Below are 24,355 nucleotides of genomic sequence, written 5' to 3' on the forward strand. Positions count from 1 at the left end.
GGGCTCGGCCGTACGGGCACCGCCACGAAATCCACTCGCCACCCGACCCACCCCCTCCGTATCGTCGGCGCCCATGCCCACCCCGACTCCGCCCGCCGCAGGCGAACTGCGCCGCGACCCCCTCCCACTGCGCGGCCGTACCGCGCTGGTCACCGGTGCCGGCCGCCGCGCCGGAATCGGCTGCGCGGTCGCACGCCGCCTCGCCGCGTACGGCGCCAACGTCTACGTCCACCACCATGTGCCACACGACGCCGCGATGCCGTGGGGCGCCGACCGTCCAGAGGAGGTCGAGCGGTCGGTGGCGGAGGCGCTCGCCGATCCGGCGGCACGCGTCGCCTCCGGCCCCGGCGACCTGTCCGACCCGAACGAACCCGCCCGGCTCATCGACACCGTCGTCGCGGAGTTCGGCCGCCTCGACATCCTCGTCGCCAACCACGCCCTCAGCGGCTCCGACGGCACCCTCGACACCATCGACGCGGCCATGCTGGACGCCCACTGGGCCGTGGACACCCGCTCCGTCCTGCTCCTGGTGCAGGCGTACGCCCGCTCACGCGCCGCCCTGCCCGACGGCACTCCCGGCGGACGCGTGGTGATGATGACCTCCGGCCAGGACATCGCGGGCGGCATGCCCCACGAGATCGCCTACGCCCTCCAGAAAGGCGCCCTCGCCTCGGTCACCCGGTCCCTCGCCGCCGCGCTCGCCGGGCGCGGGATCACCGTGAACACCATCAACCCAGGCCCGGTGGACACCGGTTACGCCACCGGCGCCGCCCACGCGGAGATCGCCGCCCGCTTCCCCGCCGGACACTGGGGCCGACCGGACGACCCCGCCCGCCTCGTCGCATGGCTGGCCACAGACGAGGCGGCCTGGATCACCGGGGAGGTCATCAACTCCGAGGGCGGTTTCCGGCGCTGAATCCGGCCCCCGGCGCCCTCCCCGATGCTCCGCTCACGCGGGTCAGAGCTGCGAAAGCTCCTCCACCAGATCGTCCAGGCCCAGCGAACCCTGCGACAGCGCGGCCATGTGCCACGCCTTCAGGTCGAAGGCGTCACCGTGCCGCGCGCGGGCGTTCTCCCGGCCCAGCAACCACGCCCGCTCACCGAGCTTGTAGCCGATGGCCTGACCCGGAATCGTCAGATACCGGGTCAGCTCGCTCTCCACGAAGTCCGCCGGACGGCTGCTGTGCGCACCGAAGAACTCCTGTGCCAGCTCCGGCGTCCACCGCTCACCCGGCCGGAACGGCGAGTCCGCCGGAATCTCCAGTTCCAGGTGCATACCGATGTCCACGATCACCCGCGCCGCCCGCATCATCTGCGCGTCCAGATAACCCAGCCGCTCCTCCGGGCCGGTCAGATAACCCAGTTCGTCCATCAGCCGCTCCGCGTACAGCGCCCAGCCCTCCAGGTTGGCGCTGACCCCGCCCACCGTCGCCTGGTAGCGGGACAGGTTCTCCGCCACGTGCGCCCACTGCGCGAGCTGGAGATGATGACCGGGCACGCCCTCGTGGTACCACGTGGACACCAGGTCGTAGACCGGGAACCGGGTCTGCCCCATCGTCGGGAGCCAGGTCCGGCCCGGCCGGGAGAAGTCCTCCGAGGGCGCCGTGTAGTACGGGGCTGCCGCGCCGCCCGGCGGGGCGATCCGCGACTCCACCCGCCGCACCCGCTCGGCCAGTTCGAAGTGTGTGCCGTCCAGGTCCGCGATGGCCCGGTCCATCAGGCTCTGCAGCCACTCCCGGACCTCGTCCACGCCCTCGATGTGCCGCCCGTGCTCGTCCAGGTGGGCCAGCGCCACCCACGGCGTCTCCGCGCCCGGCAGGATCTTCTCCGCCTCCTGCTTCATCTCGCCCAGGATGCGGTGGAACTCCGACCAGCCGTACGCGTACGCCTCGTCCAGATCCAGGTCGGTGCCGTTGAAATAGCGCGCCCAGCGGGCGTACCGCTCGCGGCCCACCGTGTTCGGGGCGCCCTCGATCGCCGGTGCGTACACGTCCCGCATCCAGTCGCGCAGCTCCACCAGCGCGGCGGACGCGGCACGGGCCGCCTCGTCCAGCTCCGCGCGCAGCGCGTCCGGCCCGGCCGCGGCGAAGTCCTCGTACCAGCCGCGGCCCTTGCCGTCCGTGTCCGACCACTCGGAGAGCTGGCCGACGAACGTCTGCGTCGGGCGCGGGGCGGCGAACAGCTTCCGCTCCAGGCCCAGTTCCAGCGACTCCCGGTATCCGCCGAGCGCGGCCGGAACCGCGTGCAGCCGCTCGGCGATCGCCGCCCAGTCCTCCTCGGTGTCGGCCGGGGTCACCGTGAAGATGTCCCGCACCGAGTGGCCGGGCGTGCTCATGTTGCCCACCGCGCGCAGGTGTTCGTCCGCCTCGTGCGTGGCCAGCTCGGCGGTCAGCCGCTCGCGGAGCAGCCGGGCGCAGCGCCGCTCCACGTCGGTGTCGGCGCCGGGCAGCTTCTCGGCCTCGGCCAGCCGGACCAGCGTGGTACGCGCCAGCTCCGCCACAGCCTCCTGGCCGCGCGGCGAATAGTCGGGCAGCCTGCTCGAACTCTCCCGCACTCCGAGATACGTGCCGGTGATGGGGTCGAGGGCGATGAGGTCGTCCACATACTGGTCGGCGACCTGACGGGGCAGCAGGCTCTGGTTCTCAGACATATGGCCATCCTCGTACGGCGACCGCACCCCCGTCATCAGTGTTGTCCCTGATTCCGCTCAGGGCATGCCCTGAGGGCCTCTCGGGGGCGCACTCCGGAGCGCGCGAGCCCGTTCACCACATCAGGGCAGGTCCGGGGACCTTCACTCGGCCGGTGTCCGGGGCAGCAGCGGCCCGCAGTCCCACTGCTGGAAGATCAACCGGGTCTCCACCCGCGCCACCTCGCGCCGCGACGTGAACTCGTCCAGCACCAGCCGCTGCAGATCCGTCATGTCCGCGACGGCCACTTGCACCAAGTAGTCGTCCGGCCCGGTCAGATGGAAGACCGTCCGCGACTCCGGCAACGCCCTGATCCGCTCCACGAACGGCCCCACCAACTCCCGCCGGTGCGGCCTGACCTGCACCGACAACAGTGCCTCCAGCCCACGCCCCAGCTTCGCCGGGTCCAGCCGCAGCTGATGCCCGAGGATCACGCCCGACCGCCGCAACCGCGCCACCCGGTCCAGACACGTGGACGCCGCCACGCCCACCTGCGCGGCCAGCTCCCGGTACGTCGTCCGTGCGTCGTTCTGCAACAGGCGCAGCAGATGCAGGTCCACCGAATCCAGTACGACACTTTCCGTCATGTTCCGAACGCTACACGGAGCACGGCCGCTCCAGCCCGTGCTGTGTTCACCCTTCCGTCATGGACACAGCGAGCATGGACGCCCACGACGTGGTGGGCGCCGCACCGAGAGCCCTGGCCACGGAGGCCGTCCACGCCGGACGCGACGACCTCGCCCGTCAGGGCCTGCACGCCCCACCGATCGACCTGTCCACCACCTACCCCTCCTACGACAGCCGGGGCGAGGCCGACCGCATCGACGCGTTCGCCACCGACGGCGCCGACCCCTCCGGCCCGCCGATCTACGGACGGCTCGGCAACCCCACGGTCGCCCGCTTCGAGACCGCCCTCGCCCGCCTGGAGGGCACCGAGTCCGCCGTCGCCTTCGCCAGCGGCATGGCGGCGCTCAGCGCGGTCCTGCTCGCCCGGTCCGCCGAAGGGCTGCGGCACGTGGTCGCGGTCCGCCCGCTCTACGGGTGCAGCGACCACCTGCTCACCGCCGGACTGCTCGGCACCGAGGTCACCTGGACCGACCCGGCCGGTATCACCGACGCGCTGCGCCCCGACACCGGCCTCGTCATGGTCGAGTCCCCGGCCAACCCCACCCTCGCCGAAGTGGACCTGCGGGCGGTCGCGCACGCCTGCGGCACGGTCCCGCTGCTCGCCGACAACACCTTCGCCACGCCCGTGCTCCAGCGCCCCGCCGAACAGGGTGCCCGGCTGGTCCTGCACAGCGCGACCAAGTACCTCGGCGGCCACGGCGACGTGCTCGGTGGAGTCGTCGCCTGCGACGAGCGACTCGCCGGGCGCCTGCGGCAGATCCGCTTCGCCACCGGCGGCATCCTCCACCCCCTCGCCGGTTACCTGCTGCTGCGCGGCCTGGCCACCCTCCCGGTCCGCGTCCGCGCGGCCTCCGCGAGCGCTGCCGAACTGGTCCACCGGCTCACCGCCGACCCGCGCGTCGCCCGCGTCCACTATCCGCGCATCGGTGGCGCCATGATCGCCTTCGAGGTGCACGGCGACCCGCACGAGGTCATCTCCAGGGTCCGCCTGATCACCCCGGCGGTGAGCCTGGGCAGCGTGGACACGCTCATCCAGCACCCCGCCTCCATCAGCCACCGCATCGTGGACGCCGACGACCGGCGCGGCGCCGGTGTCCACGACGGGCTGCTGCGGCTGTCCGTGGGCCTGGAGGACGTGGACGACCTGTGGGCCGACCTCGACCACGCCCTCGGCGGACGAGCCGTCACTCCGGTGCCCCTCCAGGCCGCCGCGCCCCTGCGGGAACCGGCAGCGGGCTGATCCCCGCGCGGCCGTACGACGGCGGCCCTCCCCGCACCGGGGGAGGGCCGCCGACGCACGCGCCGATCACACCGGGGTGCTCGTCGTCGCCCCTGTGCGTTCCTGTCCGCCTCAGTCGCGCCGGTGCGCGCCCCCGAGCCGCCGCTCGTCACCCTCGTACGGGGCACGAGAAGCGGCGGACCGGGCCTGATCGAGGCGCGCGGTGATCACCAGGGTGCCCTCCTCGATCTGATAGTCCAGGGGAAGTCCCAGACCACGCATGGCGGCGACCATCCCGGTGTTGGAGGCCCGCGTCACCGCGTACACGCTCTCGCAGCCCGCCTCCTCCGCCATACCCACCAGCCGGGTGAGCAGTTCGGCGCCGATACCGCGCTGCTGCCACTCGTCCTCGATCAGCAGCGCGACCTCGGTCTCGTCGCCGTCCCACAGCAGGTGGCCGAGTCCCACGATGCGCCCCGATGCCGTTCCGGCCGCCAGCGTGCGTCCGAAGCGCGGGCTGAGCAGATGCTTCAGGTAGCGGTCGGCGTCATCGACCGGCCCGTGGTAGCGCATGCCGAGCGTCCGCTTTGAGCACCGCTCGTGCATCTCACGGGCGGCGGTCAGATCACCGGTGTCCACCCGGCGCACCGTGATGTCGTCGCCCGCCAGCGTCAGCACGTCCTGCCCGCGCGGAATGCGCGGCCCCAGCCGTCCGTCCAACTCGACCAGCGCCCTGGCCCGTGCGAACTCCGTCGGCGTGAACGGCAGATACGGCCGCTCCACCGTCAGCACCCCGCCCTCGGGCGCCCGCAGCCGGATGACGGTGTCGTCCAGCACACCCTCCACCGGTACGGACTGCTCACCACTGGGTACCGCGGGCAGCGAACGGATGGTGCATCGGCCCAGCAACTGCCTGAGCGCCAGCGGGAGTTCCGCCGTATCCAGCGCGGTGCGCGCGGCGAGGCCGAGTACGCGGGTCGGGGCGTCCACCAGATCGTGGGCGTCGGCCCGCTCGATCCAGGTGGACGTACCGCCCGCCGCCGCCACCTCACGCGTCAGCTCGGTCGCCGTGAGCGTGCCGGGAGCCCGCAGCAGGAACTCGTCCACCGTGCCGTCTCCCAGCGGATGCGTCTGGAGACTGAGGATGTCCACCCGCCGACCGGCGAGCGCCACGCACAGAGCGGCCAGCGAACCCGGCTCGTCCCGCACCGTCGTCCGCATCCGCCACAGCACGCTCGCCACGGGAACGTCCTGTCCGGAGTCACCAGTCGTGGGGTGGCCTCCCTCGGGCCTGTCCTGCCCCGCCGGTGTGCCCTCCGCCGCGGTGTGCTGCTGCTTCCCGCCCTGCCGCCGCCCGGTCCCCCGCCGCGCATCGACGGGGGACCGGGCCCCGGTATCCTCGGTCGGCGGTGCGTGTACATGGCGTCGTGACCACCACGTGTGGAAGCCCGCCGTCGCGGCCAGCGCCACGGCCGAGACCACCAGCAGCAGCGGACCGTCCGGCCCGTGCCCGATCAGGTTGGCCACCCCGTCCGCCACCGCCACCGCGGTGAACAGCGCGGCGAGCTCAACGAGATCGCGCCGCCAGTGGTGGACGGGCCGCCCGTTCTTGGTCCGGTTCACTCGGGACATGTCTGGAGTCATGCAGCCACTGTGAAGGAATGGTGTTGCGTGATCACGAACTCATTGTGACCGATGGGTTAAGCGTGCTTCCGCCTATTTTGTTGCATTTTCTACAGTCGGTCGAGGGAGTGGGCGGAGATCCTCGTTCGGAGGTGCCGTCCGAGATGCTCAGGCGACCGATCCTCCGAACAGCCACGCCCCCGACCACCACGCCTCGCCCCCGCCCCCGCCAAGCCTTTTCCTCAGGCGGCCACCTCCAGCGCCAGCGTGTCCCGCAGCCGCCGTGCCTGCGTGACCATCCGGGAGGAGCCGGTCCGTGCCGCCGTCTCCGCCAGGTGTGGAACCTCGCCCAGCACTCCGGCCCGTTCGGCGCACTCGGCCGCCACGGCGAGCAGGTCGCCCAGACTCCGGGCGGCGACGGCCGCCACCGCCGGTTCCGCGCCGGACAACTCCGCCAGAGGCGCGGGCAGGGCATGCCGCAGCACCTCCCACATCGTGAGGCCGGCCCCGGTCGCGGCGGCCGTCCGCGCGGACTCCGCGAGCCGCTGCGCCTTCACCGCGCCCCGCACCATCAGCTCGCCCAGCGCCGAACCGAGCCGGACCGCGTCGAGCTGACCGCGCGCCGCCAGCACGAGGAGCGCGTCCACCGCCGACAGCCGGTCCTCGGCGTGCCGGGCTGCGAGACCGTAGGCGAGGCACAGATGCACCGCCTCTCCGGCTTCCCCCGCGCCCTCGGCGAGCAGCGGTAGTATCTCGGCACCCCTCTCGTCGTCCACGGCCAGGTCCGCGAGGTCGTGCAGCATGCGCGCCGCCATCACCTCACGCCGTTCCGGAAGCGCGGCCAGCCAGTGCGCGTGCGCGGACCGGTCCCAGTGGTGGCAGCGCCAGCGGTCGGTGTGCACGGACAGAGGCATCCCCAGGGACCGGAACTGCTGGGGCATGTCCTCGTCGATCTGCGGGAGTCCCTCCATCTCCAGCAGAACACGGGACCCCTTGAGGCGGCGACGGACGCCGGGGAGACCAACCGGCCCGGACGTCAGCCAGCGGGCCACCCTCTTGCCCTCTCTGGTGCCCAGGGTCAGCGCCAGCCGGGCCGCTTCGTCGGCGGCCACCTGATCGTCCCGGCGCACCCGGAGGAGCGCCTGCCCGAGGTCGATCACGCAGACGTCCGCCTTGAGCCGCCGGTACTCGACGAGGCGGGCCACCAGATCCGCGGGTTCCAGCAGCCCCGTGCTCCAGGTCGGCGTCGAGAGCAGGAACGGCAGCGGCCTCGTCCTCAGCCGGTACGCGATCGCCCGCAGCCGGGTGTCGAACACTCGCGCCGGGCCACTGTGCGCACACTCCTGCCCTTCCGCCCCGCGCACGACGGCGTCGTGCAGCCTGTTGGCGCGGACCTGGCCGCGCAGCGCCGCGAGCATCAGATCCAACCCCACCGAGGGGGTGAGGAAACCGCGGCGGGTGGTGCCGACGTGGACCTCCGGCAGGCGCTCCCCGTCGGACTGCTGCCCCTGCTGCGAAGCCCACCACCGTGTGCCGATCACCGGCTCCAGCGCGGTGCGCAGCGCCTCCGGGTCCCGGTGGGCGTGGCGCATCAGACCGTCGAGCGCCCGCTCGAACGTGCTCACGTCCCCCTCGGCGGCCAACAACGCGCCGATCTCCTCGGCCAGTTCCTCGGGTGTCTCCGGTGCCGGGTCCAGCCGGACCGGCTCCGGAGCGGGCGGCAGCATCTCCTCGTACACCTCGAATGACACTGCCTCGTCCACCGGCACACCCAGCAGGGCGGCGGCTCGCGGACGCAATGAGGGGGTCAACTGCTCCGCCGCGCGGTGCAGTTCCTGCCATACCTCGTCGGACGGACGGTCCGTCACGGGTGTCCCGGCCGCAGCGCCCGCGGTCGGCTCCGGCACCGGTCCCAGCGCCTTCACATGCCGCTCGACCAGCCGCAGCGCCCGCTCCTGGACCTGAGTGTCCTCGTGCCCGAACGCTTGGGCCACGACGGGCAGCAGTTCGGCAGCCGCCCCCGGATCGCGGACGAGGACCTTGCCGAGCAGCGCCAACTGGGCCCGAACGAGCTTCTTCTCCGTACGGAACAGCAGCCCCTCGGAGACCTCGACCACCTGTTGTACCGTCAGCTCACTGTCGGCCGCGAGACCCGCCAGTACCGCTTGGGCGTGCGAGGCGACGGGGGAGACGGCATCGCGGGCCAACGCCGTCCAGTCGGCCGTGCGCGCCCGCACCTCCTCGCGGGTCGGCTCCAGCGCGGTCAGCCACGGCAGAAAGATCCGGTGATCGGTCGGACCGCCCCCGCGCAGCAGCCGCGCCACGCACGCGTCCAGGACGAATTCCCGGTCGAGCGAGCCCTCCTGGACGAGTACCGGCAGAGCCGCCTGCCACGAGCCCGGTCCGGTGCGGCTCAGCACCCACCGGACATCGGACACATCCGCCAGCGTGAACAGGCCGCCCACCAGCGTGCTCAGATGCGGTTCGCGGCGCAGCCGGTCGAGGAGCGTGCCCGTGACGTCCTCGCCGAGGCTCAAGTGCCTGATCCAACTCCCCACATAGGCGTCCGTCACCGGTACCTCGCACCCGGAGCGGCTGACCAGCCCCGCCATGAGCGGATACGGCACGTCCGCCGAGGCGGGCCGCTCCGCAAGTCGCCGGGCCACCTCGGCCGTCCACCCCGTGTCCCGCTGCTCCAGCATCCGGAGCAGCATCTCGACAGGGGCGGGAGTCCACCGCAGGTCGCTCGCGGCAAGCCAGGCCGCCGCCGCCGCGGCTCCCGTGTGGCAGCCGGCCCCGGCCAGATGCAGGGCCGGGGCCGCCTGGAGGCGCCGAGGCTCCCAGAACCGCGACTCCCGCGCCTGCTTGCGCTCCGCCTTCAGCGCGGGCAGGCACGCCCTCCGCTCCGGATCCGTCATCCCTCGCACGAGCCGGAGAGTCTCCTCCAGATCACCCTTCCGTACCGCTTCCAGCAACTCGCTCATCGTTCGCCCCCGTAAATCTCCGTCATTCCCGCCATCACGGCCGAGTTCCGTCGCGCCATGCGCACCGCCAGCGCGTGCTTGCACGGTCCCCGGCCGCCCCGGTATTTCGCCCACCAGAGGCAACTGCAGCTCAGCGCCCCCGCCTCGTCCCGCACCCGGTGCACATGGCCGTCCTGCGCCGTCACCGTGGCCAGCGCGCCGTCCAGGCTCACCGCACCCGCCGCCACCAGTGACCGGGCCGAACGCAGCCGTGGGTTGTGGCGCTCGACGCGGTCCGCGTCGTACGGGAGTTCCCGGTGGAAGTAGGCCGCCTCCGCGGTGTCGTAGCCGACCCGCCCCGATGTGCCGAGCCGGACCAGCGCGGCTCGCACGCGCTCGGGCACGAGCCCCGAGGCGGCTGCCAGGTCGGCCACGTCGATCCGGGGCTCCCAGGACAGCAGCACGGATATCAACTCGGCGTCCCCGACGGCCTCGTCCGTCGCCAGCGCGTCCAGGACACCGCCCTCGCCCGAGAAACCGCGCGCCGCGTCCGGGGACAGCGTCAGGGTGAGGCGCATACCGGGAAGCACGACCTCCCACGCGGCGGCCACCGGCTCGCCCGCCCCGCCGCCGGAGGACCTCCCGCCGACCGCCGGTCCGTAGACCCGCAGCGCTGTGGCGTGCCGCAGCACCCGCTGGAGTGCGGCCAGCCGGTCCGGCCCCGGCAGGCACACCGCACCCGGCACCGCGCGCATGGTGGGCCGCAGCCCACGCCCCACCGGAACCACCCACTGCGCGGCGGGGGCGCCCCGCCGCGTTCCGCCGGTCCTCGGCAGACTCCGCAGGAATCGTACGGCTTCGTCGGCGGGGAGTTCCGCGCGCAGATCGAACCCGGCCGCGACCACCTGTGCCTCGGCGAAACCGCGCAGCCAGCGGTCGGGCAGGGGCACCTTCTTCTCCACCACCGGACCGGACAGCGTGGTGACCGCCATCTCCTCCGGTCCCACCCGCAGATGCAGCGGATCGTCCGTGCCGAGCCGGGACAACGCCTCACGCAGTGGGTTGTTCACGTCCACATTGGTGGTGCCGTGCCCCACCTCACCTCCGTCCAGCCCCGGCGTGAGCACGTCCAGCCGGGCGTACACCCCGCCGCACCCGGAGAAGGACTCGAACCGCAACCGGTCCCCGTTGCCCGTCACCACCGGGTCCAGCGAGGCCCGCAACCGCGGCTGGTAGTACCGCGCCGCCGCCACGTCGGCCACCGACAGCAGCGCCGAGGCCGCTGCCTGAGGAGAGGTCAGGAATCCCGAGAAGAACCGGGGATGCGCCTCGGCCCCCGTCGGAGTCGCGCCGCCGGAAGTCTCCAGTCCGAGTAGATTCCCGCCCACGGCGGATTCCAGCACGGAGAGTCGCCGATAAGCCACGTTCTGCAGTGATCGCGTCATGGGAAAACCGTAGACGCGACCACTGACAACGGCTCCGGCCTGTGGACAACTCACCGTCGAGGGCGATTGCCGTCACCCTTGACGGAGGGTCGGACCCGGCCGACCGAACCACCGTCAGGCTGGGAACCGCGCCCGCGGGTCCGTTCACCGCCCGACCGGGACCGTCCGCCGTACCGCTCGGGCGCCTACTGACCGACCAGCCCCGGCCGCAAGGTCTGTGTGAACAGCACGCTCCCGTCCTGCTCGCGCAGCCGTACCGTCAGCTCCCCGCTCCCGCCGTCGATGTCCACCTCGCCGAAGAACTGGTAGCCGTCCGCGGGCGAGACGTTCGACGCGGTCGGCGCCTTCACGAACACCCGCTCGGGACCGAACGTGCCGTCCAGATCGCTGGCCGGGAACGCACCCGCGTTGAGCGGCCCCGAGACGAACTCCCAGAACGGCTCGAAGTCGGTGAACGCCGCCCGCGAGGGCTGGTAGTGCTGCGCCGACGTGTGGTGCACGTCCGCCGTCAGCCACACGGTCCCGGTGATCCGACGGTGCTTCACGAACCGCAGCAGCTCCGCGATCTGCAACTCGCGGCCGAGCGGTGCGCCGGGATCGCCCTGCGCCACGGCCTCGAAGTTCGGCCGCCCCTCGGTCGTGTCCGGTACGACCAGTCCGAGCGGCATGTCGGCGGCGATCACCTTCCACACCGCCCGCGACCCGGCCAGCTCCCGCTTCAGCCATTCCAGTTGCTCACGGCCGAGGATGCCCTGCGGGTCCGTCTTCTGGTCGTCCGGCGAATTCGGGTCGCGGTAGGTCCGCATGTCCAGCACGAACACATCCAGCAGCGGCCCGTGGCGCACCACCCGGTTCACCCTGCCCTCGCGCGCACCCGGTCGCAGTCCGGTGATCGGAAAATACTCACTGAACGCCCGACGGGCACGGGCGGCGAGTACGTCCACACTCTTCTCGGTGTACCGGGTGTCGCTGTCCGCGATCACCTCGCCCGGATACCAGTTGTTGCGCACCTCGTGGTCGTCCCACTGGACGATGGACGGCACCTGTGCGTTGAACCGGCGGAGGTTGTCGTCGAGCAGGTTGTAGCGAAAGTTCCCCCGGAACTCCGCCAGGGTCTCCGCGACCTTCGACTTCTCCTCGGTGGTGACGTTCCGCCAGGTCCGCCCGCCCGGAAGCGCCTGGGTGGCGGCGAGGGGGCCGTCCGCGTAGATGTTGTCGCCGCTGCACAGGAAGAAGTCCGGGTCCAGGCGCGCCATCGCTTCGTAGATACGGTAGCCGCCAAGTTCCGGGTTGATGCCCCAGCCCTGTCCCGCCAGGTCGCCCGACCACAGGAACCGCACGCCGTCGCGGCGTCGCCGGGGGACCGTGCGGAACGTACCGCTCACCGGCTCGCCGCTACGGCGCGGATCGTCCGGGTCGGCGAGCACGACCCGGTAGTGGATGTGCTCGCCCGAGGGCAGCCCGTGCAGCGGGGTGGTGCCGGTGAAGTCGGTCCCGGCGCCCAGCAGCGGGCCGTACCAGCGGCGCGCGTTCCGGAACGACTCGGTGGCGGCGGTCTCCACGATCATCCGGGCGGGCCGGTCCGAACGGACCCACACCAGCCCGGATCCGGCCGTCACATCTCCGGCCTGCACGCCCCACCGGGCCTCGGGACGACCGGACCGGGTGAACGCCGGGGCCGAAACGAGGGCTGTCGGCAGGGTCAGCGCCGCCGACGCGGCGAGCGAACCGCGCAGCACACTGCGGCGGGCGGGAAACGGACGGTGGGACATGGTGCGCCTCCAGGGGACGGTTCCGGCTGGTGTGCGCAGCCACACCTACTGGTGCGCGACGGCGAGGACGCTAACCTCGGGTGAACAAAGAGGCGTTGACCGTCGCGGGTGTGTCGTCCCCGCGCTCCCGGCGCCCCACCTCCGCCGTCTCAGCGGGCGCTGCCGTCCAGGATGACCCGTGCCACCAGCGCCGGATCGTCGTTCATCGGGCAGTGGCCGCAGCCAGGGAGCCGGATCAGCCGGGCGTGCGGGATGACCGCCTTCGCGCGCAGGCCTTGGCGGCGTACCAGCAGCCGGTCGCGGGTGCCCCAGGCCACCGTGACCGGCATCCCGGCCAGTTCGTCGGTGAAGCGGACTGTACGACCGGCGCGCAGTGTCGCGGCGAACCCGGCCGCCTCCGCCAGCGCGAGTGTCTCCGCGACGACCGCCTCGGGAGAACGCCGTGCCGGGTGCTGATAGATCGTGCTGGTCAGCGCGGTTCGTCCTGCGGCCGAGCGAGACATCCGCTGCACCAGGGGCAGCGGCAGCCGTACCGCGATCCCCCGCATGGCGCGCAGCACCGAGAAGGCGTAGATCCGCTCCGACTCGTTCCAGAACCCGGCGGGGGACAGGGCCGTGACGGAACGCACGAGCTTCTCGCGGCCGAGTTCCAGGGCGAGCAGCCCGCCGAGCGAGTTCCCCGCGACATGCGGACGGTCCAGTTCCAGCGTCTCGAACAGCGCGCCGAGCACCGCGTTGGTGGTGGGCAGGTCGTAGGCCAGACCGTCCGGCAGCCCCGGTGAGGCGCCGAAGCCGGGCAGGTCCACCGCCCACACCTCGCGCTCGGTGGCCAGGATGTCCACCACCGGGTCCCACGCCTGCCGGTGGTGCCCGATGCCGTGCAGCAGGACGAGGGGTTCGCCGCGCCCCACACGCGAGTACGCGACGGTCACGTCCCTCGGCCCGCGCCCGGAAGGGGCCTGGAAGGAGACGGTGTCGGACATGGGCTGCTCCTCGTCGTACGGTCGCACGGGCACGTCTTCCTAGACAGCTTGTCAGCAATTACTACCGGCGGGTAGCCCCTGCGGCGTGCGCACCCTCATTCCGCCTGGACACCACCCCGCCCATCGGGTGGGATGGAACCGTGACCGCCGACCCCGCGACCGACGTCTTCGAGGAGAACCGTCCCTTCCTCACCGGGGTCGCCTACCGCATGCTCGGCCGCGTCGCCGACGCCGAGGACGTCGTGCAGGATGCCTGGCTGCGCTGGTCGCGCGCCGACCGCGCCGACATCCGCGAGCCGCGCGCCTACCTCGTACGCGTCACCACCCGGCTCGCCATCGACCGCCTCCGCCAAGTCCATGCCCGCGCCGAGTCCTACGTCGGCCCCTGGCTGCCCGAGCCCTACGTCACCGAGTTCGGCGCCACCGCCCCCGACGCCGCCGACCGCGCCGTACTCGCGGACACCGTCTCCCTCGCCGTCCTGGTCGTACTGGAGTCCCTGTCCCCCCTGGAACGCGCCGTCTTCGTGCTGCACGAGGCGTTCGGCTACCCCTACGCGGAGATCGCCCCGCTCCTCGACCGCGAGGAGCCCGCCGTACGACAACTCGGCGCCCGGGCCCGTCGGCACGTCGAGGAGCGCCGCCCCCGGTACGACGTCGATCCCGACCGGCGGCGCGACCTCACCGAGCGTTTCCTCGCCGCGGCCTCCGGCGGGGATCTCCAGCAACTCGTGGCGCTGCTCGCCCCGGACGTCCGCCTCATCGCCGACAGTGGCGGCAACGCGAAGGCCCCGGTACGCGTCCTGTACACCGCCGACAAGGTCGGCCGCTTCCTCGTCGCCGTCACCGACCACACCGCGCCCGGCCTCTCCGTCGAGTTCCTGGAGGTCAACGGCGGCCACGCGGTCCTCCTGCGACGCGACGGCCGACCGGACACCGTCCTCCAACTGGGCATCGCGGACGGCCTCGTGACCACCGTCTACATCCTCCGCAACCCGGACAAGCTGCGCCCCCTCTCGCGCTAGGGCCTGTCTTCAAACTCTCCTCGTCGTCCGGAGGACGGCCCCGCGGCGTCCGGTGCGTGCTCTCGGCGTGTCGGCCGTGATCCCTCGTACTGGGCGTACTCGGGGTCGCGGCCGGTGCGGCGAGAGGGCGTGCCGGGCGTCGCGGGGCAGAGGAGAGTTTGAAGACAGGCCCTAGCCGCACTGCCCGGGCCGTCGTACGCGGTCGGTCACCCCTGTGCGACGGGAGCTTTGCGGCTCGGTCACCCGGTCCGCCTTGTGCGAACGCCACGTGAACGCTCTGCGTCCCTTGACCCGTGTATTGCCCTGGGAGCCGAGGATTGGTCTTGACCAAGGGGGTTGGTCGTCCTATGGTCGCTGATAAGTGCAACAACCTTTAATAAACAAGGGCACCAAAAACTGCCGGACCACGGCTCTCGCGGAGGACAGGGTGGGGACCACTCAGCTGGAATCGGTGCCGGAGCCGAAGTACTGGCATCTCAGGACCGTGCTCACCGAGGCGCTGGACTCGGAATTCGCCGTGGGCGAGGTCCTGCCCAACGAACGCGACCTTGCAGCCCGCTTCGGCGTGGCCCGCGCGACGCTGCGCCAGGCACTGGAACAACTTGAACTCGAAGGGCGCCTCCAGCGGCGTCGAGGCGTCGGAACGACCGTCGCACCGCCGCGTGTGGGTGTCGATGTCGGCACCCGACGGCAGAACTGGCCGGGCATGGCGGACGACGACTGGCAGCCCGAAGGCTGCGACCGGACCGTGCCGCCCGCCGCCGTCGCCCGCGCCCTGGAGATCACCTCCGGCGACACCGTGCACACAGTCCGCCGGTCCCTGATGTCCCAGGGCCAGCGCGTCGCCACCGAACTCCTCTACGTCCCGGACGCCTCCGTGCCCGGCCTCAGCGCCATAGACGCGCCCTCCGCCGCGGCCCGCGCCCGCGCCGTGCTCCGCGAACTCGCGCACCGCGATCTCGACGGCCAGGAACGCGCCGTGGAACTGGGCTCGGCCCGTGCCGACGAGGCCAAGGACCTCGACCGCCTCCCCGGAGCGCCCGTCCTCGTCCTGACCACCCGCTTCGTCGCCGAAGGCCGCCCGGCCGCCGTCTCCGTGGCGACCTACCGCGCCGACACCTGCCGCCTCACCTTCGGCGACTCGCCCGAGGTCGAGATACACCACGGCCCCGAGCGTCAGGCTTCCTGAACCGCCCCCCCCGGCATCACATCCCGCCGCGCCCCGGAACTCCACCGGGGCGCTCGGCATCTCTGGACCTCGCCACGGCAGGACCACGCAGCGCCGGAGCGGTCACCCCGGCGCCACCACCGCCTCCTCGACCGCGAACAACTCGGCCTCGACATGGTCCAGCGCCAGCCGCAGCGCGCCCGTCGTGATGGACGCCTCCCCGAGCAGGGACAGCGACACCCGAGGCGGGCGCAGGCAGTAGCGGGCCAACTCCCGCCGCAGCGGATCGAGTACACCGTCCAGCCCGGCCGCCCATCCGCCGACCACGACCAGCTCCGGATCCAGCGCCAGCACCAGCGCGGCCACATCGTGCACCAGCCGCCGATTGAACCGGTCCACAGCGGCCTCCGCCCGCTGATCCCCTTTCCGTGCCAGCGCGAAGACCTCCGCGACCGCCTGCTCGTCCAGCGGATGCAACGGCTGATCGGTGGTGGACAGCAGGGTCTCCGGCGTGACCTCACGGCCCAGCAGATGCAGCGCCCCGATCTCCCCCGCGGCCCCGCCGAAGCCCCGGTGCAGCCGTCCTCCGATCAAGGAGCCCGCCCCAGGACTCAGCCCGGCCAGCACGAACACCACGTCGTCCGTCTCGGTGGCGACCCCCTTCCAATGCTCGGCCACCGCCGCCGCGTTGGCGTCGTTCTCCACCAGCACCGGGCACTTGAAGGACCGGCTCAGCCGCTCACCCAGCCGCAACCCCGTCCACTGCGGCAACGCCGTACCCAGCCGTACGGTCCCGTCCGCCTCCACGATGCCGGGCGTTCCCACGCCCACCGCACGCAGCGAACCACGGGCGACCCCGGTCCGGCGCAGCAACTCCGCGACCGCCGCCCGCAGCCGGTCCAGCCGCTCGTCCGCCGGAGCCTTCTCGTCCACCTGCTTGGCCTGCGCCCCGAGGATCCGGCCGTCCAGGTCCGACAGCAGCGCCGCGACCCGGTGCGCGCCTATCTCCAGCCCCAGCAGATGCCCCGCCTCGGCCCGGAACCGGTACCGGCGGGCCGGCCGCCCCTGTCGCCGCGCCGTTCCCTCCTCGGCGGCCTGCTCCACCACGAGCCCGGCCTCCATGAGCCCTTCCACGACCCCCTCCACCGTGGGGCGTGAGAGTCCGGTGACCTGAGTGACCTCGGTGAGCGTCGCGCAGTCCGCCGCACGCAGGGCGCGCAGCACCACTGCGGAATTGATCCTCCGCAACAGCGAGGGATCACCACCGGTCAGTCGCCCCACCGTCGGTCCTCCCAGCTCGCAGCCGTGTTGGGCGGATCGTACTCGGCCGCGCCCACCCCGGCGAGTGCCGGGTTCGGACCGGCTTCCCATCCCCTCGCCCCCTGCCCCTCCCCGATGCCTCTCCGGGACGGATGCCCACTGATGTGCCTAGCGTGGCGATACGAAGCCCGACTCGTACGCCGCGATCACGGCCTGGGTGCGGTCCCGCGCCCCGAGCTTGGTCAGCACGGCGCTGACATGCGACTTCACGGTCTCGGCACCGAGGATCAGCCGGGACGCGATCTCCGCGTTCGACAGCCCCCGCGCCATCAGCCGCAGCACCGCCCCCTCCCGCTCGGTCAGCCTTGCCTCCGCCAACGGAGTGCCCGTCGGCCGCTCGCCCCCGTACCGCGCCGCCAACTGCCGCACCGACGCGGGAAACAGCAGCGAATCCCCCTCAGCCGCAAGTCGCACCGCGTGCACGATCTCGGTCGGACGTGCCCGCTTCAGCAGAAACCCGTGCGCACCCGCCCGCAGCGCCTCGTACACGAATTCGTCGTCCTCGAACGTGGTCACCACCAGGATGCGAGGCGGATCGTCCACCGTGCGCAGTACCGCCCGGGTCGCCTCGATCCCGTCCATCAACGGCATCCGCACATCCATCGCCACCACGTCCGGCCGCAGTTGACGCACCAGCGGGATGACCGCCGCACCGTCGGCCGCCTCACCCACCACGGAGAGGTCGGGTTCCGCCTCCAGAACGGCGCGCAACCCTGCGCGGACCAGCGGTTCGTCATCAACGAGCAGTACGGTGACGGGCATTCCGACAGGCTAGATCACCCGAGAGGCAGATCCACGCGCACTTCCCAGTCGCCCTGGTCCGGCCCGGCGTGTGCCCTGCCTCCGAGGAGGGCGGCCCGCTCCCGTATGCCCCGCAGCCCGCTGCCCCGTCCCGTAGTCACCTGAGACCCGGTGGGAAGGGAGTTGCGGACCTCCAGGACGAGGTTCTCCGGACTGACTGCGATGCGGAGCCGTATGGGCACCGGACCCGCATGTCTCAGGACGTTGGTCAGCGCTTCCTGGACGATGCGATACCCCTCACGGGTGACCGGTCCCGGCAGCGCGTCCACCGGCCCGGTCACCTCGGCGTCGATCTTGGCCCCGGATGCCCGCGCCGAATCCAGCAGACGGTCGGCGTCGGCCAGCGTGGGGCGGGCGCTGGCAGGCCGCTCCGACTCGCGCAGCACGCCCAGGACCCGTTCCAGATCGTTCAGCGCCGCTCGCCCAGTCTCTTCTATCGCCTCCAGCGCCCGATCGGTGAACTCTGGGTCGCCCGCCGCCCTGGCCGCGCCCGCCTGCACCACCGCGATCGTGAGTGCGTGACCGATCGAGTCGTGCAATTCGCGTGCTATCCGGGTCCGTTCGAGCAGTTGCTCCGTCCGCTCCTCCAGCGCGGCCAGCCGCTCGGCCCGCGACGGCCCCAGCAGAAGACGGGCGCACACGGTGACCAGGGAGCCGAGCCCTACCAGCGCTCCGTACAGCGCGAGCAGTGAGAGCGGGGCGAGCAGTGCCAGGGCCGGCTGTCCGGGAAGCCCCCGGAGGAGAGGCATTCCTGACGGGGCGTGGCCCCAGGCGCAGCGTGCGAGTTCGACGGTGATGACCAACAGCCACACCGTCAGGTAGCCCGTCACCCAGCCAACTGCGAAGCGCAGCAACAACCAGACGACCGTGCGCAGCCCGTCCCACCAACTCGTGGACCGTGTCCGGGAGATACCGGGCTCCTCCACACCGGGGGTGAGAAGCAGACGGGCCTGTATCCCCTCGGCCTTGCGTACGACCGGGATCAGCCCGAGCGGAATCAGCCCGAGGGCCGGCAGCCACGGTCGAGACATGTCGATGAACAGCCAGACGGCCTCGGCCGCCATCGGCAGCCACAAGTGGATCAGGCGGGTGTACGTGGACGCACGCGAAAGCGGGCGGAGGAAACGGGGCATGCGGACATCGTGGCAGCCGGGCCGGTCGCCGCACCTCCCCCGGACGGGGGAGACGATCCCCTCGGACGGGGGAGGTGCCGGACCCACGTGCTCGGCCAGCCTTGAGCCATGACCAGCATCGACGTACGAGATCTCACCAAGCACTTCGGCAGCAGGCGGGCCGTGGACGGGCTCACGTTCCAGCTCCGCCCGGGCCGCGTGACCGGCTTCCTCGGCCCGAACGGCGCGGGCAAGTCCACCACCATGCGGCTCGTGCTCGGCCTCGACCGCCCGACCTCCGGCACCGCCACCATAGGAGGGCGTCTGTACGCCGAACTCCGTGATCCGCTCCGCCGGGTCGGCTCCCTTCTCGACGCGGGCGCCGCGCACGGGGCGCGCCGTGCCCGCGACCACCTCCGCGCCATCGCGGTGAGCAACCGCATTCCCGCGGGTCGGGTCGAGACGGTCCTCGGCGAGACCGGTCTGACGGAGGTGGCCGACCGCCGGGTGCGGACGTACTCCCTCGGCATGCGCCAGCGACTCGGCATCGCCGCCGCCCTGCTCGGCGACCCCGAGGTGGTGCTGCTCGACGAGCCCGCGAACGGACTCGACCCCGAGGGCATCGTCTGGATACGCACCCTGCTGCGTCGGCTCGCCGACGACGGGCGGACGGTCCTGGTCTCCAGTCACCTGATGAACGAGACGTCCGTATTCGCGGACCACCTGCTGATACTCGGCCGTGGCCGCCTCCTCGCGGACACCCCGGTCAGGGAGTTCATCGACACCCGCGTCCGGCCCGAGATCAGGATCCGCACCACCGACGACACCGCGCTCGCGGATCTCCTCGCTCTGCACGGCCACGACGCCTCCCGCGCCGAGGACGGCACGTGGAACGTTCGCCACGCGGAGCTGGAGGGCATCGGCCGTCTCCTCTTCGAAGCGCGCATACCCGTGAAGGAGCTGGCGGCCCGCGAAGCCACGCTGGAACAGGCGTACCTCGATCTGACCGCGGCCGAGGCCGAGTTCACCACCCACCCCCAGGAGGTCTGACCATGTCCTTCGCTCCGGCCCTGCACGCCGAGTGGATCAAGCTCCGCTCGCTGCGGGCGCTCACCGCCGCCTTGGCCGCGATCGTGGTGGCCACCACCACGTTCTCGATACTCTTCGCCGCCTCCCCGGACGACAGCGGCGCGTCGGACCCGCTCTTCACCTCCTTCTTCGGTGTCTCGTTCGGCCAGATCGCCGCGATCGCCTTCGGCACGACGGCCCTCTCCTCCGATCTGAGGCCCGGTGCCCTGGGCCTGGCCTTCGCGGCCATGCCCGACAGACGGCGCTGGTTCGCGGCCAAGGCAGCGATGGTGGCCCTCCCAGTCCTGGGTACAGGACTGCTCACCGGGGTGGTGACCCTGCTGGCCTGCAGAGCGGTCCAGGGCGCTTCCGCCCCCACCTGGGCCGAAGATCTGCGCGGGGTCGTCGGTTGCGGCGTGCAGCTCACCTTGACGGCCCTCTTCGCCACTGGCCTCACCGCACTGCTCCGCAGCGGGGTGGCGACGCTCTCGCTGCTCATCCCGTTTCTGCTGGTGCTGTCCTTCGTGGTCGGAGACCTCTCGTCGGGGATCGCGGACCTGCTGCCCGATCGTGCGGGACAGATAGCCCTGCACAGCACCTGGGACGGCTCACTCGGTCCCTGGAGCGGTCTGGCGGTGAGCGCGGCATGGACCGGGGCCGCGCTGCTCGTCGGAGGATGGCGTCTGAACCGCCGGGACGCCTGACGCCACGGCAATTGTCAGTGGAGCCGGGTTTACTGGGGGCATGGACATCGTGCGCGATCTGGCCGTCATCGACCGGCTGTGTCTCCGGGAGTTTCCCGAGGCGTACGGCAGGACGGACGTGGGCGCGGGCGGTCCCGGATATCTAATAGCCGAGCTGCGGACCAGCGGCGACTTCTACGAGGACGACGGCTCCGACGGTGAGGAGACGGCGGCACAGTTCGAGGCCGAACGTGACGCACTCGGACTGCTGCTGGCCGAACGGTGGGGTGAGACCCACGCGTTCGGACTGGGGGGAGTGTTCCTGCGGAGTCAGGAGGGGGAGAACATCCCCGAACCGTGGGCGACACTCGCCGCGCACGTCCCCGATGTCCAGGCGTGGCACACGGATTCGGGGCGCTGGGTGGCGCTCGGGGTCTCGCACTGGGGCGCTGAACTGCCCCTTCAGCTCCTGGCGGTGGTGACGGAGACCGAGCCGCCGTGACCGGAGGCCCCGGCGGGGACGGCTCGGCCGCCCGGTCAGTGCTGGGCGGCTTCCCGAAGGCGGCCGAACTCCTCGGCCATCGTCGCAGTCGTCCAGTGGGCGTTGAGCCCGCTGGGGTTGGGCAGAGCCCACAGCCTGGTGTCACCGATGGTGCGTTCCTGCGGTCCGATCCGGGCCTTGGGATCGGTGAAGGCGGCGCGGTAGGCGGTCACACCCACCACGGCCAGCCATCGGGGACGCCGCTGGAGCACCTTGGCCGTCAGTAAGCGTCCGCCCTCGACGTATTCCTCGGCGGTCAGCTCGTCGGCACGGGCGGAGGCCCGCTGGACGACGTTGGTGATGCCGAGGCAGTGGTTGAGCAGTTCGTTCTGCTCGGAGGGCTTGAGCAGGCGGGGGGTGAAGCCGGACAGGTGCAGGACCGGCCAGAAGCGGTTGCCGGGGCGGGCGAAGTGGTGGCCGGTGGCCGCCGACATCAGGCCCGGATTGATGCCGCAGAACAGAACGCGGAGACCGTCCGCGATCACGTCGGGGACGAGACGGTCGCGGGCGGCCTCCAGTTCGGCCGGGGTGAACCGGGTCAGAGGATCGCTCCGGGGGTGTAGGAGGCAGCCTCCGGGTGCTGCTTGGCGATCTCCTCGATCCGGGCGACGACAGCGCCGACCTGGTCGGCGGCGGCGCCGGTGAAGGAGAGCTTGTCGGCCATGAGGGCGGTGAGCTGCTCGCGGTCGAGGGGGAGGCGGTCGTCGGCGGCGAGCTTGTCGAGGAGGTCGTTGCGTTCGGCGCCCTGCTCACGCATGGCGAGCGCGGTGGCGACGGCATTCTCCTTGATCGCCTCGTGGGCGACCTCGCGGCCGACCCCGGCACGGACGGCGCCCATGAGGACCTTGGTGGTAGCGAGGAAGGGGAGGTAACGGTCCAGTTCGCGGGCGATCACGGCGGGGAAGGCGCCGAACTCGTCCAGCACCGTCAGGAAGGTCTCCAGCAGGCCGTCGAGAGCGAAGAACGCGTCGGGCAGCGCGACCCGGCGCACCACCGAGCAGGAGACGTCGCCCTCGTTCCACTGGTCGCCCGCAAGCTCTCCGGTCATCGAGGCGTAGCCGCGCAGGATGACCATCAGGCCGTTGACGCGCTCGCAGGAGCGGGTGTTCATCTTGTGCGGCATGGCGGAGGAACCCACCTGGCCCGGCTTGAAGCCCTCGGTGACCAGTTCGTGCCCGGCCATCAGCCGGATGGTCTTGGCCAGGGAGGAGGGGGCCGCCGCGAGCTGCACCAGGGCGGTGACGACCTCGTAGTCCAGCGAGCGGGGGTAGACCTGGCCGACCGAGGTGAACGCCTCGGAGAAGCCGAGGTGACCGGCGATGCGGTGCTCCAGGTCCGCGAGCTTCGCGGCGTCGCCGCCGAGCAGGTCGAGCATGTCCTGGGCAGTGCCGACCGGGCCCTTGATGCCGCGCAGCGGGTAGCGGCCGAGGAGTTCCTCGACGCGGCCGTGGGCGACGAGGAGTTCGTCGGCGGCGGTGGCGAAACGCTTGCCGAGGGTGGTGGCCTGCGCGGCCACATTGTGAGAGCGCCCGGCCATGACCAGCTCGCCGTACTCGGCGGCGAGTCTGCCCAGACGGGTCAGGACGGCGACCGTGCGGTCGCGGACGAGTTCGAGGGAGAGGCGGATCTGAAGCTGCTCGACGTTCTCGGTGAGATCGCGCGAGGTCATGCCCTTGTGGACGTGCTCGTGACCCGCGAGGTCGTTGAACTCCTCGATGCGGGCCTTCACATCGTGCCGGGTGACCTTCTCCCGCTCCGCGATGGAGGCGAGGTCCACGGTGTCGAGCACACGCTCGTAGTCGGCGATGGCCTCGTCCGGGACCTCGATGCCGAGGTCCTTCTGCGCCCGCAGCACGGCGAGCCAGAGCTGACGCTCCAGCCTCACCTTCTGCTCCGGCGACCAGAGGGTGGCGAGCTGGGCGGAGGCGTAGCGTCCGGCGAGGACGTTCGGGATGCGGGGCTTGGCGGGCGCTGAAGTCACATGACCGGATTCTACTGGCGGTTCGTGCAGGGCGGTGCCAGGGGGTTGTTCGGTGGAAGCTACGAGATCCGCGTCACGTCGGAGAGGGGAGGTGCTTGGTGGAGGCGGACGCCGCTGTTCCTGTGGGTGTGGCGTGCCTCAGCCCGTGTCCTTCGTCGTCGATTCGACCAGCTCCGCGAGGATGTCCGCGTGGCACAGTTCCGGGGCGCACCAGCAGGCCAGGGTTTTGTCGCGGAGGGCGGGCAGCTGGTCGAGGAGGTCGGGGCGTTCCAGGAGGCGGGCGCGGTACATGGCCATGACTTCGGCTCGGGTGCCGTCCCGTTTCCTGCGCGGGGTGTCATAGGCGAACGGATTGGAGAGCGGGTGGCGGGGGAGATCCCAGCCACCGAGGGTCCAGCGGCGGCCGACGTAGACCACGTCCTGCGGGGCGTGCTCCAGGCGGGGGCCGAACTCGTGGAGGCGGCCCCGGAGATTGATCACCCGAGTGGTCATGGCACCGACGTTACGCCGGATCTGTGTACGGCAGCAGATCCGGACGCTTGGCCGGGAGGCCGTCGCCGGAGGAGCGGCCGGTCAGTCGCCTTCCTATCCAGGGCAGCAGGTGCCGACGGGCGAACCTGGCGTCGGAGACGCGGCGGGCCGTCCAGCCGGGTGGGGGTGTGGCCGCCATCGGGGTGTGCCACTCGTGGTCCTCGGCGTCGTGGCCGAGCGCCTGCCACACCGCCTCCGCGACCCGGCGGTGACCTTCGGCCGTCAGGTGCAGCCGGTCCACGTCCCACATGCGGGGGTCGGAGAGGGACGGAGCGCCGTACAGATCGACGACCACGGCGTCGTGCTTGGCCGCCAGGTCATCGACGCAGGCGAAGAGTTCCTCCATGCGCGGGCGGAACCGTTCGAGCACCGGCCCCTGGCGGCCGGGGCTGCGCATGAGGACCAGACGCCCGCAGCTCGGGGCGAGGCGTTCGACGGCCTCCGTCAGCAGGCCCTTGACCCGGCCCATGTCGCAGCGCGGGCGCAGGGTGTCGTTGAGCCCGCCGACCAGGGTGACGACATCGGCCTTCATCGCGGCGGCGACGTCCACCTGCTCGTCCACGATCTGCGCGATGAGCTTGCCGCGCACGGCGAGGTTGGCGTACCGGAAGTCGGGGTTGAGCGGGGCCATCCGGGCGGCGAGCAGGTCGGCCCAGCCCCGGTAGGAACCGTCGGGCTGCCGGTCGGACATGCCTTCGGTGAAGGAGTCGCCGAGTGCGACCAGGCTGGAGTAAGGGGGAGGCGTGGGAATCGTCTGCATGGCGAGAGCGATGGTAACCCGGTTCCATACCCGTCGGTCGGTGGCCGGG

General features: G+C 71.8%; 21 protein-coding genes. 7 read left to right on the forward strand and 14 right to left on the reverse strand.

Annotated features, from left to right (window positions below):
• The first annotated feature begins 73 nt into the window (after positions 1 to 73).
• Positions 74 to 916, forward strand: a complete 843-nt coding sequence (locus KUM39_RS23075) for an SDR family oxidoreductase (RefSeq protein WP_217787674.1) — start codon at positions 74 to 76, stop codon at positions 914 to 916.
• A 42-nt stretch (positions 917 to 958) separates the two neighbouring features.
• On the opposite strand, the gene KUM39_RS23080 is transcribed toward KUM39_RS23075, so the two are convergent.
• Positions 959 to 2,650: a DUF885 domain-containing protein gene (locus KUM39_RS23080; protein ID WP_217787675.1), complete on the reverse strand. Its 1,692-nt coding sequence runs from the start codon at positions 2,648 to 2,650 to the stop codon at positions 959 to 961.
• Between the two features lie 141 nt (positions 2,651 to 2,791).
• The gene (locus KUM39_RS23085; protein WP_217787676.1) at positions 2,792 to 3,274 is read right to left on the reverse strand and encodes an Lrp/AsnC family transcriptional regulator; all 483 of its coding nucleotides are present in this window, start codon (positions 3,272 to 3,274) and stop codon (positions 2,792 to 2,794) included.
• Positions 3,275 to 3,333: 59 nt separating this feature from the next.
• Here KUM39_RS23085 and KUM39_RS23090 point away from each other — a divergent pair, with 59 nt between their 5' ends.
• Complete coding sequence (locus KUM39_RS23090; RefSeq protein ID WP_217787677.1) at positions 3,334 to 4,554, forward strand: trans-sulfuration enzyme family protein; 1,221 nt, start codon at positions 3,334 to 3,336, stop codon at positions 4,552 to 4,554.
• Positions 4,555 to 4,665: 111 nt separating this feature from the next.
• On the opposite strand, the gene KUM39_RS23095 is transcribed toward KUM39_RS23090, so the two are convergent.
• From KUM39_RS23095 to KUM39_RS23115, 5 genes are all read right to left on the reverse strand, one after another.
• Complete coding sequence (locus tag KUM39_RS23095) at positions 4,666 to 6,177, reverse strand: GNAT family N-acetyltransferase (RefSeq protein ID WP_246620601.1); 1,512 nt, start codon at positions 6,175 to 6,177, stop codon at positions 4,666 to 4,668.
• Positions 6,178 to 6,398: 221 nt separating this feature from the next.
• The gene (locus KUM39_RS23100; RefSeq protein ID WP_308288214.1) at positions 6,399 to 9,074 is read right to left on the reverse strand and encodes a DUF7824 domain-containing protein; all 2,676 of its coding nucleotides are present in this window, start codon (positions 9,072 to 9,074) and stop codon (positions 6,399 to 6,401) included.
• Positions 9,075 to 9,136: 62 nt separating this feature from the next.
• Complete coding sequence (locus KUM39_RS23105) at positions 9,137 to 10,564, reverse strand: SWIM zinc finger family protein (RefSeq protein WP_217787679.1); 1,428 nt, start codon at positions 10,562 to 10,564, stop codon at positions 9,137 to 9,139.
• A 185-nt stretch (positions 10,565 to 10,749) separates the two neighbouring features.
• The gene (locus KUM39_RS23110; RefSeq protein WP_217787680.1) at positions 10,750 to 12,336 is read right to left on the reverse strand and encodes an alkaline phosphatase D family protein; all 1,587 of its coding nucleotides are present in this window, start codon (positions 12,334 to 12,336) and stop codon (positions 10,750 to 10,752) included.
• 149 nt (positions 12,337 to 12,485) lie between these two features.
• Complete coding sequence (locus KUM39_RS23115) at positions 12,486 to 13,319, reverse strand: alpha/beta fold hydrolase (protein ID WP_217787681.1); 834 nt, start codon at positions 13,317 to 13,319, stop codon at positions 12,486 to 12,488.
• Positions 13,320 to 13,459: 140 nt separating this feature from the next.
• On the opposite strand from KUM39_RS23115, the gene sigJ reads away from it, so the two are divergent.
• Positions 13,460 to 14,341: an RNA polymerase sigma factor SigJ gene (sigJ, locus tag KUM39_RS23120; RefSeq protein WP_217787682.1), complete on the forward strand. Its 882-nt coding sequence runs from the start codon at positions 13,460 to 13,462 to the stop codon at positions 14,339 to 14,341.
• 427 nt (positions 14,342 to 14,768) lie between these two features.
• A complete protein-coding gene (locus tag KUM39_RS23125) occupies positions 14,769 to 15,530 on the forward strand; it encodes a GntR family transcriptional regulator (RefSeq protein ID WP_217787683.1) in 762 nt (253 codons plus the stop codon).
• A gap of 102 nt (positions 15,531 to 15,632) precedes the next feature.
• Here the strand turns inward: KUM39_RS23125 and KUM39_RS23130 are convergent, their stop codons facing one another.
• The 3 genes from KUM39_RS23130 to KUM39_RS23140 all read right to left on the reverse strand — a co-directional run bounded on the left by KUM39_RS23130 (position 15,633) and on the right by KUM39_RS23140 (position 18,763).
• Positions 15,633 to 16,790 (reverse strand): ROK family transcriptional regulator, encoded by a 1,158-nt coding sequence (locus tag KUM39_RS23130; protein WP_217787684.1) that lies wholly within the window; start codon positions 16,788 to 16,790, stop codon positions 15,633 to 15,635.
• Positions 16,791 to 16,937: 147 nt separating this feature from the next.
• Entirely contained in the window at positions 16,938 to 17,591 is a 654-nt protein-coding gene (locus KUM39_RS23135) for a response regulator (protein ID WP_217787685.1), read from the reverse strand.
• Between the two features lie 14 nt (positions 17,592 to 17,605).
• Positions 17,606 to 18,763 carry a sensor histidine kinase gene (locus KUM39_RS23140; RefSeq protein WP_217787686.1) on the reverse strand — a complete coding sequence of 386 codons (1,158 nt, stop codon included), beginning with the start codon at positions 18,761 to 18,763 and terminating at the stop codon, positions 17,606 to 17,608.
• A gap of 108 nt (positions 18,764 to 18,871) precedes the next feature.
• Here KUM39_RS23140 and KUM39_RS23145 point away from each other — a divergent pair, with 108 nt between their 5' ends.
• The 3 genes from KUM39_RS23145 to KUM39_RS23155 are packed head-to-tail and all read left to right on the forward strand — an operon-like array spanning position 18,872 to position 20,995.
• Positions 18,872 to 19,792 carry an ABC transporter ATP-binding protein gene (locus KUM39_RS23145; RefSeq protein ID WP_217787687.1) on the forward strand — a complete coding sequence of 307 codons (921 nt, stop codon included), beginning with the start codon at positions 18,872 to 18,874 and terminating at the stop codon, positions 19,790 to 19,792.
• Positions 19,793 to 19,794: 2 nt separating this feature from the next.
• Positions 19,795 to 20,514 (forward strand): ABC-2 transporter permease family protein, encoded by a 720-nt coding sequence (locus KUM39_RS23150; protein WP_217787688.1) that lies wholly within the window; start codon positions 19,795 to 19,797, stop codon positions 20,512 to 20,514.
• Positions 20,515 to 20,554: 40 nt separating this feature from the next.
• Complete coding sequence (locus tag KUM39_RS23155; protein WP_217787689.1) at positions 20,555 to 20,995, forward strand: hypothetical protein; 441 nt, start codon at positions 20,555 to 20,557, stop codon at positions 20,993 to 20,995.
• Positions 20,996 to 21,030: 35 nt separating this feature from the next.
• On the opposite strand, the gene mug is transcribed toward KUM39_RS23155, so the two are convergent.
• The 4 genes from mug to KUM39_RS23175 form a co-directional block, all read right to left on the reverse strand.
• Positions 21,031 to 21,576, reverse strand: coding sequence for a G/U mismatch-specific DNA glycosylase (gene mug / locus KUM39_RS23160; protein ID WP_217787702.1), 546 nt, complete (start codon positions 21,574 to 21,576; stop codon positions 21,031 to 21,033).
• Positions 21,573 to 23,015, reverse strand: a complete 1,443-nt coding sequence (gene purB, locus KUM39_RS23165; RefSeq protein WP_217787690.1) for an adenylosuccinate lyase — start codon at positions 23,013 to 23,015, stop codon at positions 21,573 to 21,575. The genes mug and purB overlap by 4 nt, the downstream gene beginning before the upstream one ends.
• Positions 23,016 to 23,153: 138 nt before the next feature.
• Entirely contained in the window at positions 23,154 to 23,507 is a 354-nt protein-coding gene (locus tag KUM39_RS23170) for a DUF4326 domain-containing protein (RefSeq protein ID WP_217787691.1), read from the reverse strand.
• A 10-nt stretch (positions 23,508 to 23,517) separates the two neighbouring features.
• Positions 23,518 to 24,306, reverse strand: coding sequence for an SGNH/GDSL hydrolase family protein (locus KUM39_RS23175; RefSeq protein WP_217787692.1), 789 nt, complete (start codon positions 24,304 to 24,306; stop codon positions 23,518 to 23,520).
• Positions 24,307 to 24,355: the final 49 nt, after the last annotated feature.

Source organism: Streptomyces corallincola (genome assembly GCF_019104725.1).
Taxonomy (GTDB): domain Bacteria; phylum Actinomycetota; class Actinomycetes; order Streptomycetales; family Streptomycetaceae; genus Streptomyces; species Streptomyces corallincola.

Coding starts and splice junctions, on each gene's coding strand:
- KUM39_RS23075 (WP_217787674.1), top strand. CDS start 74: ATGCCCACCCCGACTCCGCCCGCCGCAGGCGAACTGCGCCGCGACCCC.
- KUM39_RS23080 (WP_217787675.1), bottom strand. CDS start 2,650: ATGTCTGAGAACCAGAGCCTGCTGCCCCGTCAGGTCGCCGACCAGTAT.
- KUM39_RS23085 (WP_217787676.1), bottom strand. CDS start 3,274: ATGACGGAAAGTGTCGTACTGGATTCGGTGGACCTGCATCTGCTGCGC.
- KUM39_RS23090 (WP_217787677.1), top strand. CDS start 3,334: ATGGACACAGCGAGCATGGACGCCCACGACGTGGTGGGCGCCGCACCG.
- KUM39_RS23095 (WP_246620601.1), bottom strand. CDS start 6,177: ATGACTCCAGACATGTCCCGAGTGAACCGGACCAAGAACGGGCGGCCC.
- KUM39_RS23100 (WP_308288214.1), bottom strand. CDS start 9,074: ATGACGGATCCGGAGCGGAGGGCGTGCCTGCCCGCGCTGAAGGCGGAG.
- KUM39_RS23105 (WP_217787679.1), bottom strand. CDS start 10,564: ATGACGCGATCACTGCAGAACGTGGCTTATCGGCGACTCTCCGTGCTG.
- KUM39_RS23110 (WP_217787680.1), bottom strand. CDS start 12,336: ATGTCCCACCGTCCGTTTCCCGCCCGCCGCAGTGTGCTGCGCGGTTCG.
- KUM39_RS23115 (WP_217787681.1), bottom strand. CDS start 13,319: ATGTCCGACACCGTCTCCTTCCAGGCCCCTTCCGGGCGCGGGCCGAGG.
- KUM39_RS23135 (WP_217787685.1), bottom strand. CDS start 17,591: ATGCCCGTCACCGTACTGCTCGTTGATGACGAACCGCTGGTCCGCGCA.
- KUM39_RS23140 (WP_217787686.1), bottom strand. CDS start 18,763: ATGCCCCGTTTCCTCCGCCCGCTTTCGCGTGCGTCCACGTACACCCGC.
- KUM39_RS23145 (WP_217787687.1), top strand. CDS start 18,872: ATGACCAGCATCGACGTACGAGATCTCACCAAGCACTTCGGCAGCAGG.
- KUM39_RS23150 (WP_217787688.1), top strand. CDS start 19,795: ATGTCCTTCGCTCCGGCCCTGCACGCCGAGTGGATCAAGCTCCGCTCG.
- KUM39_RS23155 (WP_217787689.1), top strand. CDS start 20,555: ATGGACATCGTGCGCGATCTGGCCGTCATCGACCGGCTGTGTCTCCGG.
- KUM39_RS23170 (WP_217787691.1), bottom strand. CDS start 23,507: ATGACCACTCGGGTGATCAATCTCCGGGGCCGCCTCCACGAGTTCGGC.
- KUM39_RS23175 (WP_217787692.1), bottom strand. CDS start 24,306: ATGCAGACGATTCCCACGCCTCCCCCTTACTCCAGCCTGGTCGCACTC.